Consider the following 11,715-nt stretch of genomic DNA (forward strand, 5'->3'; position numbering starts at 1 on the left):
GGCGGGCAATGAATCAAGCTAAAAGCCGGGTGACGCGCAGCGTCGAATGCATCGCCGACTGTCTGATGGCATGGCGCAAGGCGCTGCTGCTGCTGTTTGTGCTGATCACGCTGGGCCTCGCCTACAGCGCCACGCATACCCGCCTGGATCCCGGCTTCAGCAAGCAGATCCCGGTGCGTCATGAATTCATGGTCAACTTCCTGCGTTTCAGCCAGTACTTCACCGGCGCCAATCGGTTCCTGGTCAGCGTGCAGTGGAAAGGCGAGGGCGATATCTACAATGCCCAGTTCCTGGAAACGCTGCGCAAGGTCAGCGATGAGGTGTTCTTCATCTCCGGCGTCAACCGTGCCAGCGTGACGTCGTTGTTCACCGCCAACGTGCGCTACATCGAGATCACCGAAGAAGGGTTCTTTGGCGACGTGGTGGTGCCGCCGCGCTTCGACGGATCGGCCCGCGACCTGGCCCAGGTGCGCAGCAATGCCGCGGCTTCCGGCCAGGTGGGCGCGCTGGTGGCCAATGACCTCAGATCGGCCATGGTGCGTGCCGACCTGCAGGACCTGGACCCCAGGACCGGCCAGCCGGTGAACTATGCCGAGGTCGCCCAGCGCCTGGAGGATATCCGTGCGCGCTACGGCAACGAGCAGATCGAGATCAATATCGTCGGCTTCGCCAAGCTGGTGGGCGATGTGGTCGAAGGGCTGACCACGGTGATCGGCTTTTTCGTCATCGCCTTTCTGATCACCGGCCTGCTGTTGTGGCTGTACTCGCGCTCCTGGCGCCTGACCCTGGTGGCGCTGGTGGTCGCCTTGCTGCCAGTGGTGTGGCTGCTTGGCCTGTTGCCCCTGCTGGGCCTTGGCATCGACCCGATGTCGATCCTGGTGCCGTTTCTGATCTTCTCCATCGGCGTGTCCCATGCGGTGCAGATGACCAATGCCTGGAAGCAGGAGGTGCTGGCGGGGCGCGATTCGGTGCAGGCCGCGCATGCGGCGTTCTGCAAGATCTTCATCCCGGGCTCCCTGGCGTTGCTGATGAACGCCCTCGGCTTCGCCGTGATCATGATGATCGACATCCCTATTGTCCACGAGCTCGGCGTCACGGCCTGCATCGGCGTGATGCTGATGATCGCCACCAACAAACTCATGTTGCCGGTGATCATTGCGTATCTTCGACTGGAACCCGCGGTGCTGAAGCGAGGCCAGCGCCGCGACGGCGCCCGTCATCGCGTGTGGTGGCGGCTGTCGGCACTGGCCGAGCCTGGACCGGCCTTGAGTGTGTTCGCGATCAGCCTGCTGCTCCTGGCCGCCGGGGCCTACAAGTCCCGCGACCTGGCCGTGGGGGATATCGGCCTGGGGGCGCCGGAGCTGCGTGCCGACTCGCGCTACAACCTGGATAACCAGAAGATCGTGAGCAGCTATTCCATCGGCTTGGACGTGCTCTCGGTGTTCGTCGAGGTCAACGGGATCGAGGAGGGCTGCCTGTCGCCTGCGGTGATGCGTTCGGTCGAGGCCTTCGATTTCCGCATGCGCGCGGTCAGCGGCGTGCAGTCGGTGCAGAGCGTGGCCGGCATGGGCAAGCGGGTGATCGCCGGAAACAACGAAGGCAACCCGCGCTGGGCGGCCATCCCGGGTTCCGCGCGCGGCCTGAGCCAAGGCGCGCGCGCCTACATGCCGGATGACGGCCTGGTCACCGAGGGCTGCCAGCAGATGCAGATCCTGGTGTTTCTCACCGATCATGAAGGCGCCACCGTCAGCCATGTCCTGGGCGAGGCGCAGCGGATCATCGAGCAAGTCGGGGCTCCTGAGCTGACCTTCTACCTGGCCGGCGGCAACGTCGGGGTGATGGCGGCATCCAACGAAGCGGTCAAGCACGCCGAGGTGTTCATGCTTGCGGCCTTGTTCGGCTCGGTGGCGCTGTTCTGCTGGGTGACCTTCCGCTCGATCCGCGCCGTACTGTGCATCCTGGTGCCGCTCGCGATCGTGGCCATCCTGTGCAACGCGCTGATGGCGCTGCTGGGCATCGGCCTAAAGGTCGCCACCTTGCCGGTGATGGCGCTTGGCGTGGGCGTCGGGGTCGATTACGGCATCTACCTGTACGAGCGTATCCAGCACGAGATGGAGGACGGCGCCGACCTGCGCGAAGCGTTCTACCAGGCCATGTGCCAGCGGGGCACGGCGGCGGTGTTCACGGCCTTGACCATGTCCATCGGTGTGGTCACCTGGGCCTTCGCACCGCTCAAGTTCCAGGCGGACATGGGGTTGCTGCTGTCGTTCATGTTCCTGGTCAATGTGCTGGGCGCGATTTTCCTGCTACCGGCCCTGGCCGCCTGGTTCAACCGAGGGCGTCGGCTGGTACCTGCCCGGCCGCTACCGCCGCCCGCCGCCCAAGGTCAATACAACCTGCGGACCAACCCCGCCGCGCGGGATGTACATTGAAACAAAATTAAACATCTCCAGCCTCTTGTGCCGGTGAGGCGTCGATTGGAGACTGGCCAGCGTTGCAGTGCCAAGGGGCTTGGGCCCCAGCCGGAACAATAAAAACAATAAGGGAGGCCCCAAGGGCCTCACCCGAGCAAGGAGACGACTGTGGAAAATTGCGTACTGAACCACGCTGCGCTGGCCGAACAGGGCCTGGACCTCGCGGGCTACGACCGTCTGGTTGGCGATATCTACGACGGCGCGCTGGACCCCAAGCCGATGGCGCGGACACTGGCGAACCTGCGCGAAGCCTTCCGCGCCAACTACGTGACGTTGATCCTGCGGGTGCCCGACCAGCCGGACATGGGGGTGATGATCGTTGCCGGCGACATCGAGGGTGAGGGCGAAGTCATCTACATGGCCTACCCGCAGACCAACACCCCATTCGCCAACCAGCCCCTGGACCAGGTCTTCACCGTCGACGACATCATGACCTCGACCCAGTGGGAGCACAGCGCCTACTTCAAGATGTACTGCGGGCCGCAGGGTGTCTATCACGTGATGGGCGCCGATATCTCCACGCCTGATGGCGGCAAGCTGCGTTTTCGCATCACCCGGCCAAAATCGTCGCCGGGCTTCTCGAGCAACGACCGGGCGCTGTGCGCGATGTTCCTGCCACACCTTCGGCGCGCCCTGAACATCCACAACCTGCTGGACCGCAGCGAGTCGCTCAGCGAGCTCTACGCCCAGGCGATCAGCCGCCTCTCGGTCGCCACCCTGGTGCTCGACGAGAGCGGCAGCGTGCTACGCATCAACCCCGTGGCGCAGGGGATCCTCTCCACGGGCGATGGCCTGAAGCTGGTCGGCGGCCGGCTTGAAGCCACCTACCCGAGCGACAATCGTGAGCTGCAGCGGCTGATTCGTGGCGCCTTCTCCCAGGACACGCTGAAAACCGCCGAGGCGATGTCGGTGACCCGTCCGTCCGGACAGGTCAACCTTGGCCTGGTCGTCGAGCCGATACCGTCGATGGACTGGGCGGACGAAAAGGGCAAGCCCGCCGCGCTTGTGTACATCCGTGATGCGGCGAGCAAGTCGCTGGCCAGCGAGGTGGTGACCAAGCAGCTGTTCAACCTGACCAAGGCCGAGACGGCCCTGGCCATGGAGCTGGCCAACGGCCTGTCGCTCGAAGACGCCGCGCAGTTGCTCAATATCCGCCGCAATACCGCGCGGGCGCATTTGCGCTCGATCTTCTCCAAGACGGGTGTGCGCCGCCAGACCGAGCTGGTACGCATCCTGCTCAACAGCGTGGTGGCCCTGGGCAAGCCCCAGGTGCCACTCAAGGTAGGCGCCAAGCCCACCGTACAGGTGCCTCCCCTGACCCTCGCGGCACGCCGGCAGGCGTAGTCTGTCCGGACGATGCCCGGGTTGACCGGGGCTGTGGATACTGCTCCTCCCCATTGATGGAGATTTCCCATGCCAGTTACAGCGATCAGCGGCAGCGCCTCGGGTATCGGCGCTGCAGTCAGCAAGCGCCTGCGCGAGGCAGGACACCAGGTGATCGGCATCGACCGGTCTGATGCCGACGTCATTGCCGACCTGTCCACGGCCGAGGGCCGCGCCGCAGCGGTCGCGGCGGTGCTCGACCGCTGCGAAGGCGTTCTCGATGGCCTGGTGTGCTGCGCCGGCATCGGCGTCACTGCGCCCTCGAGCGGCCTGATTCTGTCGGTCAACTACTTCGGTGTCAGCGCTCTGCTCGAAGGTCTGGCGGACGCCCTGGGCAAAGGCAGTCAACCGGCCGCGCTGGTGATTGGCTCGGTCGCCGCGACCCAGCCTGGCGCCGAGCAGCAGCCGATGACCGAGGCATTGCTGGCCAATGACGAAGCCGGCGCTTGCGCACTGGCCGAAGCGCTGGCTCAGCCCCATGTCGCCTACGCCTGCTCGAAATATGCCATCACCCAGCACGCACGCCGCGTGTCCAAGGCCTGGGCAGCTCAAGGCATCCGCCTCAACGTGGTGGCGCCGGGCGCGGTGCAGACGCCCCTGCACCAGGCTTCCCTGGACGACGCGCGGTTCGGCAAGGCGGTGCGCGAGTTCGTCGCGCCGCTTGGCCGCTCCGGGCATCCAGAGGAAATCGCCGCCCTGGTCGGGTTCCTCCAGTCGGCACAGGCGGCGTTCATCCACGGCAGCGTGGTGTTCATCGATGGCGGCATGGACGCCATGGTCCGCCCGCAACGCTTCTAGAAGGAAATCCCATGAACAAAGTGGCATTCATTACCGGCGCCAGCCGTGGCATTGGCCGTGAGACGGCGCTGGCATTTGCGCGCGCGGGCTTCGACGTGGCGATCAGTGCCCGCACCGTCGAGGAAGGCGAGCAGCACCGGCATGCCCTGCGCGATGCGGCAGGCGAGCCACTGGCGGGCAGCCTGAACAGCACGGCCGAGGCGATCCGTGAGCTGGACCGCCGGGTATTGGTCGTTCCCATGGACCTGCTGGACAGTGCCTCGGCGCTGGATGCCTGTGGCAAGGTCATCGCCGAGTTCGGCCGCATCGATGTGCTGGTCAACAACGCGATCTACCAGGGGCAGGATCTCAACAGCGGGTTCCTTGCGCTGCAGCCGCAGACCCTCGAACGGGTATTTCAGGGCTATGTGCTGACCCCGTTCCTGCTGACCCGCGCGGTGGTCGAACAGATGATCGGGCAGGGTGGAGGGGTGGTGATCAACGTCACCTCCGGCGCCGGTGAGAGCGATCCTCCGGTGGCGGCCGACAAGGGCGGCTGGGGGTACGCGTATGGGGCCGGCAAGGCGGCGGTGTCGCGCCTCTCCGGAGTGTTGGCAGTGGAACTGGGAGAGCAGGGCATTCGTGCCTACACCCTCAACCCCGGGGTGGTCAGCACCGAGGCGCTGAAGGCGACCATTGGCGACCAGGGCGTGATTGCACTGCGTGCCGGGATCGCACCGCCCCAGGTACCGGCCGCAGTCATGCTGTGGTTGGCCACTTCGCCCGAGGCGCCGCGGTATCAGCGGCGGACCCTTACTGCCCAGGCGTTTGCGCTGGAGCACAAGATCGTGGCGGACTGGCGGGAAGGGTAGCGCGCAATCCCCCGCGACCTGTCGCCGGCGCTGCCGGCGACTGGTGATGCCAACGACTTCAACGAGGCGTCAGGTAGTGGCCCGCTGGCGCGCCAGGGTCATTGCCGTATCCTCGATCATGTCCTCCTGCCCGCCGACCATCCCGCGCCTGCCCATCTCCACCAGGATCTCCCGGGCCGGCACGCCGTACTTCTGCTCGGCACGCTTGGCAAACAGCAGGAACGAGCCATAGACCCCTGCATAGCCCATGGTCAACGCATCCCGGTCGCTGCGGATCGGGAAGTCCATGATCGGCACCACCAGGTCTTCTGCCACATCCTGGATACCGAACACGCTCACCCCGGTCTCGATGCCCATGCGGTCACACACCGCGACCAGCACTTCCATGGGTGTGTTGCCGGCACCGGCCCCCAGCCCCGCGCAGGCAGCGTCGATGCGCGTGGCGCCCGCCGAGATCGCGGCGATGGAGTTGGCGACGCCCATCGACAGGTTGTGATGGCCATGGAAACCGATCTCGGTCTCCGGCTTGAGCGCTGCACGCATCGCGGTGACCCGGGCGCCCACGTCGTGGGGCAGCAGGTAGCCGGCCGAGTCGGTGAGGTAGATGCAGTTGGCGCCGTAGCTTTCCATCAACAGGCCCTGCCGGACCAGGCCCTCCGGACTGTTCATGTGCGCCATCATCAGGAAGCCGACGGTGTCCATGCCCAGCTTTCGGGCGTGGGCGATGTGCTGCTCACTGACATCGGCCTCGGTGCAATGGGTCGCCACGCGAATGGTGTTGACCCCCAGCTCGTAGGCCATCTGCAGATGGTCCACGGTACCGATGCCGGGCAGCAGCAGCGCCGAGACCTTGGCCTTTTTCATCAACGGAATGACCGCCGACAGGTACTCCTCGTCCGTGTGCGCGGGGAAGCCGTAGTTCACCGAGCTGCCCCCCAGCCCATCGCCATGGGTGACCTCTATCAGGGGCACACCAGCCTGGTCCAGGCCGCTGGCGATGCTTTTCATCTGCTCCAGGCTGATGCGGTGCTGCTTGGGGTGCATGCCGTCGCGCAGGCACATGTCGTGAACGGTGATTTTCTTGCCGCGAAGTTCCATGGGCATTCCCTCAGGCGGTGGCAGGTTGGGCGGTGGAGGCGCGCAGCAGCCGGTCGCCCTTGAGGATGTCCTCGGCGAACAGTTCGGCGGTGCGCGCCGCAGCGGCGGTCATGATGTCGAGGTTGCCGGCGTACTTGGGCAGGTAGTCACCCAGGCCTTCGACCTCCATGAAGATCGACACGCGGTTGCCATCGAAGACCGGGCCGTTGACCAGCTTGTAGCCCGGCACGTAGCGCTGCACCTCAAGGATCATGGCGTCGATGGCGGCGCGAATGGCGCCTTCGTCCGGTGTCTGGGCGGTGATGCAGTGCACGGTGTCGCGCATGATCAGCGGCGGCTCGGCCGGATTGACGATGATGATCGCCTTGCCCTGTTTCGCGCCCCCCACCTGTTCCACCGCGCGGGCGGTGGTGCGGGTGAACTCGTCGATGTTCTTGCGCGTCCCCGGGCCCACCGATTTCGACGCTGCGGTCGCGATGATCTCGGCGTAGTCCACCGCTTGCACGCTCGACACCGCGGCGACCAGGGGAATGGTCGCCTGGCCACCGCAGGTGACCATGTTGACGTTCATCTCGCCACGCGCCAGGTTGGCCTCGAGATTCACCGGCGGCACGCAGTAGGGGCCGATGGCGCAAGGGGTAAGGTCGATCATCAGCACACCGAGGGCGTTGAGCTTGCGCGAGTTCTCGGCATGGACATAGGCGGAGGTTGCGTCGAAGGCGATCTGCACCTGGTCTTCGAGCACATGCGGCAACAGGCCGTCGACGCCCAGTGCGGTGGTTTTCAGGCCCAGTTCGCGCGCGCGCTGCAGGCCGTCGGAAGCGTCATCGATGCCCACCATCCAGACGGGCTCGAGCACCTCGCTGCGCATCAGTTTGTAGAGCAGGTCGGTGCCGATGTTACCCGGGCCGATCAGCGCGCATTTGATCTTCTTGCTCATTGTCGATCACTCCAAAGGAGGGGGAAGGGGTGGGCCGGCTCAGGCAGCGAAGCGCAGGCTGGCATTGCCCAGGCCGCTCATCGACAGCGTGATGCGGTCGCCCGGCACCAGCGGTATCAGGGGCGCCAGGGCTCCGGACAGAATGATTTCGCCCCGGCGCAAGGGCATGCCCAGCTTGCCCAGTGTGTTGGCGAGCCATGCCACGGCTTTGCAGGGGTGGCCCTGCACTGCCGAACCCAGGCCACTGCCGGCCGGTTGGCCGTTTTTCAGGATGTGCATCTCGACCCGGGCCAGATCCAGCTCGCGCGGATCGACGCGCGCCTCGCCGAGGGAAAACACCCCGCAGGAGGCGTTGTCGGCCACGGTGTCCTGGATACGGATCTGCCAGTTGTCGATGCGCGAATCGACGATCTCGAAGCACGGCGCCACTGCCTGGGTCGCGGCCAGCACGTCCTGGGCACTGATCCCGGGGCCTTGCAGGTCGTCGCCGAGAATGAACGCGATCTCGCCTTCGGCGCGGGGCTGGATGAGCTGATGACGGGCGAAGCTCACTTCGCTGCCATCGGGCACCTGCATGGCATTGGTGAGAAAGCCGAAGTCGGGCTGGTGCACGTCGAGCATCTGCTGCACGGCGCGGCTGGTGACACCGATCTTCTTGCCCACCAGCTGTTCGCCCAACGCCTCGCGGCGCTGCAGGATCCGCAGGGAGATCCGGTAGGCCTGCTCCAGGCTGATGTCCGGATGGCGCTGGGTCAGGGGGGCGAGGGTGGTTCGCCCCCGCAATGCATTGAACAGTTCATCGCCCAGGGCGGTGATCAATGAGGCATCCATGGTGGCTTCGCTCGTGGCATGGGGAAAAAAAAGCCGGGCCCAAGGGTCCAGGGCGCCGGCGAGAAAAGGGTTCAGCCCGGCCACACGCTGCTGTCAGCGCCGCCGTCGACATCGATGATCTTGCCGGTGACCCAGCCAGAGGCGGAACTTGCCAGGTACAGGGCTGCCGCGGCGATATCTTCCGGGCTGCCCAGGCAGCCGAGCGGCGTATTGGCTTCCATGGTCTGACGCATGGCCGCAGGCATCACTTTGTTCAAGGCCTCGGTCAGGGTCGGACCGGGCGCTACCGCGTTGACCCGCACCTGGGGCGCGAAGTCCTGGGCGAGCAAGCGCGTCAGGTGGCTCAGCGCCGCCTTGGCCGTGCCGTAGGCGCTGAAATGGCGTTGCGCATAGCGCGCCGCTACCGAGCTGACGTTGACGATATTGCCGCCTCCCGCCTCGCGCATCAGTGGCACGCACAGCTGGCACAGGGCATAGGCGCTGGACACGTTGAAACGCAGGATGTCCTCGAACTGCTCGGGGCTCAGGGCAAGGGCGTCGTTGGGGCCGCCGCCGCCAGCATTGTTGACCAGGTGGGTGATGCGCCCGAAGTGCTCCTGGCTGCGCCGGACCAGGGCCTGGCGCTGCTCAGCGTCGTTGACATCGCAGGCGATGGCCAGGGCACCTCGCCCGAGCCTGCGCACCTCTTCGGCGACCTGTTCGATGTCCTCGATGCTGCGCGCGCTGCACACCACGTCGGCGCCCGCTTCGGCGTAGGCCAAGGCAATGGCGCGGCCAATGCCACGCCCGCTGCCGGTGACGATGGCCACACGGCCGGGTAACTGGAAACGTTGCAGGATACTCATTCGACTCATCCTTCCTTAAGCCTGGGCAGACCCATGGGGCATTCGATGTGTCGAGTATTTCCCCTGGCCAACGGGGCGGCATCGTCTCAATGGACTAACGCCGCGCCCCGCCCGCCGAGGCCTGCGCTGCTCTAGTCCGCATTGACGATGATCCCCAGGCGCTGCGGCCGGATGATCGGTCATGGCTCGCGCATTGGCGCAACGAGATCGGGAGAACAGAAGGATGCACAGCATGCGAGAAAAGACCGCGGACGAAATCCAACTGCTGGAGCGGGCACGCCAGCTGCTGCCCGCCCTGCGCGGACGCTCGGCGCAAGGTGACCGCGAGCTCAAGGTCGCCGACGACACCATCGCCGACCTGAAGGCCGCAGGGTTGCTGCGGGCGTTGCAGCCTCGCGCCTTTGGTGGCTTCGAGGTGGACCCACGGACGTTTTTCGAGATCCAGATGATCCTGGCCGAAGGCTGCATGTCGACCGCCTGGGTGTACGGGGTCATGGGCGTGCACCCTTGGCAGCTGGCGCGCTACCCGGTCGAGGCCCAGCGCGAGGTGTGGGGGCAGGACCCTGACACGCTGGTGTCCTCCACCTATATGCCGACCGCCAAGGTCACGGTCGTGGAAGGTGGCTACCGGATCAGTGGTCGCTGGGGCTTTTCCAGTGGCAGCGAACACTGTCAGTGGGCGTTGCTGGGCGGGATCCTGCCGGCGGACGGGGAGCAGGCCGCCGAGCACGGCACGTTCCTGCTGCCGCGTAGCGACTACCGCATCGAACGCAACTGGGACGTGCTGGGACTGCGCGGTACCGGCAGCCACGACATCCTGGTCGAAGACGTCTTCGTGCCCGCGCACCGCGTCCAGCGCACCAACAACTGCGCCCTGGAGGCCACCCCTGGACGGCTGGTCAACACCAACCCTATCTATGCCATTCCCTTTGCCCAGGTGTTTTCCAGGGCTGTATCGACCTCGGCCATCGGCGCCCTGCAGGGCGCGATCGATCTGTTCCGCGCCAATGCGGCCCAGCACATCGGCAAGCACGGCTCGCGCACGGCCGACGATCCGGCGGCGCAGACGGCCGTGGCCGACGCCACGATCACCGTCGACAGCCTCAGGCTGGTGCTCGAACGCAACTATGAGCACCTGATGCAGTTGGCGCGTGCCGGGGAAATGCCCGATGTGGAAACCCGCCTGCTGTACCGCTACCAGTCGGCGTACGTCACCAACCTGTGCGCCGAGAAGGTCAACGAACTGTTGCGCTGCATGGCCGCCTCCGGGCTCTACAACACCAACCCGGTGGCGCGCCTGTTCCGCGACCTGCACCAGGCGCGCGGGCATATCGCCAACAACTTCCAGGCCTATGGCCGCACCTTGGGCGCGGTGCAGTTGGGCTTGCCCAACCCGGATCCGTACGTTTGACGCCTTTGCCCGCCTGTCACGGGGCGGGCACCTTGAGAGCTTGAGCCATGAATGACTTTCTTGCCTTGCGCGTGGCGCGGGTGGTCGAGGAAACGGCCGATGCCTGCTCGCTGATCTTCGATGTGCCCGAGCACCTCGCCGAGCGCTTTCGCTATCAACCTGGGCAGTTCCTGACCCTGCGCATCCCCTACGCAGATGACTGGCTGCCGCGCTGTTATTCGCTGTCGAGCACGCCGTTGCTCGATGAGCCGTTGCGGGTGACGGTCAAGCGGGTCCGCGATGGACGCGCCTCGAACTGGCTGTGCGGCCAGCTTCAGGAAGGCCAGACCCTGCAAGTGCTGCCGCCGGCAGGCGTGTTCGTGCCGCGCAACCTGGATGCCGACCTGCTGTTGTTCGGCGGTGGCAGCGGCGTGACACCCGTACTGTCGATCCTGCGTTCGGCGCTCTTGGCCGGCCAGGGACGGATCCTCCTGGTCTACGCCAACCGCAATGAAGCCTCGGTGATTTTCCGGGACGAGCTGCAGCTGCTCGCCAGCGCCCACCCCGAGCGCCTGCAGGTGGTGCACTGGCTCGATGCGGTCCAGGGCATACCGTGCGCGCAGCAGTTGGCGACGCTGGCCCGGCCTTTCATTGACGCCGAGGCGTTCATCTGCGGCCCTGGGCCGTTCATGGACACCGCGGTCAGCGCTCTGAAGAGCCTGGGTGTTCCGGCCAATCGGGTGCATGTGGAGCGCTTCGTCTCGTTGCCGGGAGAGGGGGAGACGGTGCAGGTGCACGCCAGTGAAGCGGCGGTGGCAGCACAGCTTGCCGTGCGCCTGGACGGCGAGGATCACCAGCTGGACTGTGCCAGCGGCGAAACCGTCCTGGCGGCCATGGAACGGGCCGGCCTCAAGCCACCCAGTGCCTGCAGGGTGGGCGGTTGCGCCTCATGCATGTGCACCCTTGAAAGTGGCGACATCGAACTGCTGCTCAACGATGCACTGGAGGCCGACGAACTGGCCGAGGGCTGGATCCTGGCCTGCCAGGCCGTCCCCACCAGTGCGCACCTGCGTATCCGATTCCCCGAGTGATGCCTATGAACGAC

General features: G+C 65.8%; 10 protein-coding genes. 6 read left to right on the forward strand and 4 right to left on the reverse strand.

Annotated elements, in window-relative coordinates; translation table 11 throughout:
• Positions 1-8: 8 nt before the first annotated feature.
• From AC0ZZU_RS15725 to AC0ZZU_RS15740, 4 genes are all read left to right on the forward strand, one after another.
• Positions 9-2,432, forward strand: a complete 2,424-nt coding sequence (locus tag AC0ZZU_RS15725) for an efflux RND transporter permease subunit (protein ID WP_476341927.1) — start codon at positions 9-11, stop codon at positions 2,430-2,432.
• A gap of 150 nt (positions 2,433-2,582) precedes the next feature.
• A complete protein-coding gene (locus tag AC0ZZU_RS15730) occupies positions 2,583-3,818 on the forward strand; it encodes a helix-turn-helix transcriptional regulator (protein ID WP_476341928.1) in 1,236 nt (411 codons plus the stop codon).
• A 69-nt stretch (positions 3,819-3,887) separates the two neighbouring features.
• Positions 3,888-4,655: an SDR family oxidoreductase gene (locus tag AC0ZZU_RS15735; RefSeq protein ID WP_476341929.1), complete on the forward strand. Its 768-nt coding sequence runs from the start codon at positions 3,888-3,890 to the stop codon at positions 4,653-4,655.
• 11 nt (positions 4,656-4,666) lie between these two features.
• Positions 4,667-5,506 carry an SDR family NAD(P)-dependent oxidoreductase gene (locus AC0ZZU_RS15740; protein WP_476341930.1) on the forward strand — a complete coding sequence of 280 codons (840 nt, stop codon included), beginning with the start codon at positions 4,667-4,669 and terminating at the stop codon, positions 5,504-5,506.
• A 69-nt stretch (positions 5,507-5,575) separates the two neighbouring features.
• On the opposite strand, the gene dmpG is transcribed toward AC0ZZU_RS15740, so the two are convergent.
• The 4 genes from dmpG to AC0ZZU_RS15760 all read right to left on the reverse strand — a co-directional run bounded on the left by dmpG (position 5,576) and on the right by AC0ZZU_RS15760 (position 9,220).
• Positions 5,576-6,604 carry a 4-hydroxy-2-oxovalerate aldolase gene (gene dmpG, locus AC0ZZU_RS15745; protein WP_476341931.1) on the reverse strand — a complete coding sequence of 343 codons (1,029 nt, stop codon included), beginning with the start codon at positions 6,602-6,604 and terminating at the stop codon, positions 5,576-5,578.
• Positions 6,605-6,614: 10 nt separating this feature from the next.
• On the reverse strand, positions 6,615-7,544 hold the full coding sequence (locus tag AC0ZZU_RS15750; RefSeq protein ID WP_476341932.1) for an acetaldehyde dehydrogenase (acetylating): 930 nt from the start codon (positions 7,542-7,544) through the stop codon (positions 6,615-6,617).
• 39 nt (positions 7,545-7,583) lie between these two features.
• Entirely contained in the window at positions 7,584-8,375 is a 792-nt protein-coding gene (locus AC0ZZU_RS15755) for a fumarylacetoacetate hydrolase family protein (protein WP_476341933.1), read from the reverse strand.
• 71 nt (positions 8,376-8,446) lie between these two features.
• On the reverse strand, positions 8,447-9,220 hold the full coding sequence (locus AC0ZZU_RS15760; protein WP_476341934.1) for a glucose 1-dehydrogenase: 774 nt from the start codon (positions 9,218-9,220) through the stop codon (positions 8,447-8,449).
• Positions 9,221-9,443: 223 nt separating this feature from the next.
• Between AC0ZZU_RS15760 and AC0ZZU_RS15765 the strand changes: the two genes are divergently transcribed.
• Both AC0ZZU_RS15765 and AC0ZZU_RS15770 read left to right on the forward strand, forming a co-directional pair.
• Positions 9,444-10,631 (forward strand): acyl-CoA dehydrogenase family protein, encoded by a 1,188-nt coding sequence (locus tag AC0ZZU_RS15765; protein ID WP_476341935.1) that lies wholly within the window; start codon positions 9,444-9,446, stop codon positions 10,629-10,631.
• A gap of 47 nt (positions 10,632-10,678) precedes the next feature.
• Positions 10,679-11,701: a 2Fe-2S iron-sulfur cluster-binding protein gene (locus AC0ZZU_RS15770; RefSeq protein ID WP_476341936.1), complete on the forward strand. Its 1,023-nt coding sequence runs from the start codon at positions 10,679-10,681 to the stop codon at positions 11,699-11,701.
• The last annotated feature ends 14 nt before the right edge of the window (positions 11,702-11,715 follow it).

It is taken from the genome of Pseudomonas sp. JE3303, assembly GCF_056312565.1.

What these genes read in the sequence shown, in the direction of transcription:
- AC0ZZU_RS15725 (WP_476341927.1), top strand. Translation starts at nt 9, where the DNA reads ATGAATCAAGCTAAAAGCCGGGTGACGCGCAGCGTCGAATGCATCGCC.
- AC0ZZU_RS15735 (WP_476341929.1), top strand. Translation starts at nt 3,888, where the DNA reads ATGCCAGTTACAGCGATCAGCGGCAGCGCCTCGGGTATCGGCGCTGCA.
- AC0ZZU_RS15740 (WP_476341930.1), top strand. Translation starts at nt 4,667, where the DNA reads ATGAACAAAGTGGCATTCATTACCGGCGCCAGCCGTGGCATTGGCCGT.
- dmpG (WP_476341931.1), bottom strand. Translation starts at nt 6,604, where the DNA reads ATGGAACTTCGCGGCAAGAAAATCACCGTTCACGACATGTGCCTGCGC.
- AC0ZZU_RS15750 (WP_476341932.1), bottom strand. Translation starts at nt 7,544, where the DNA reads ATGAGCAAGAAGATCAAATGCGCGCTGATCGGCCCGGGTAACATCGGC.
- AC0ZZU_RS15755 (WP_476341933.1), bottom strand. Translation starts at nt 8,375, where the DNA reads ATGGATGCCTCATTGATCACCGCCCTGGGCGATGAACTGTTCAATGCA.
- AC0ZZU_RS15760 (WP_476341934.1), bottom strand. Translation starts at nt 9,220, where the DNA reads ATGAGTATCCTGCAACGTTTCCAGTTACCCGGCCGTGTGGCCATCGTC.
- AC0ZZU_RS15765 (WP_476341935.1), top strand. Translation starts at nt 9,444, where the DNA reads ATGCACAGCATGCGAGAAAAGACCGCGGACGAAATCCAACTGCTGGAG.
- AC0ZZU_RS15770 (WP_476341936.1), top strand. Translation starts at nt 10,679, where the DNA reads ATGAATGACTTTCTTGCCTTGCGCGTGGCGCGGGTGGTCGAGGAAACG.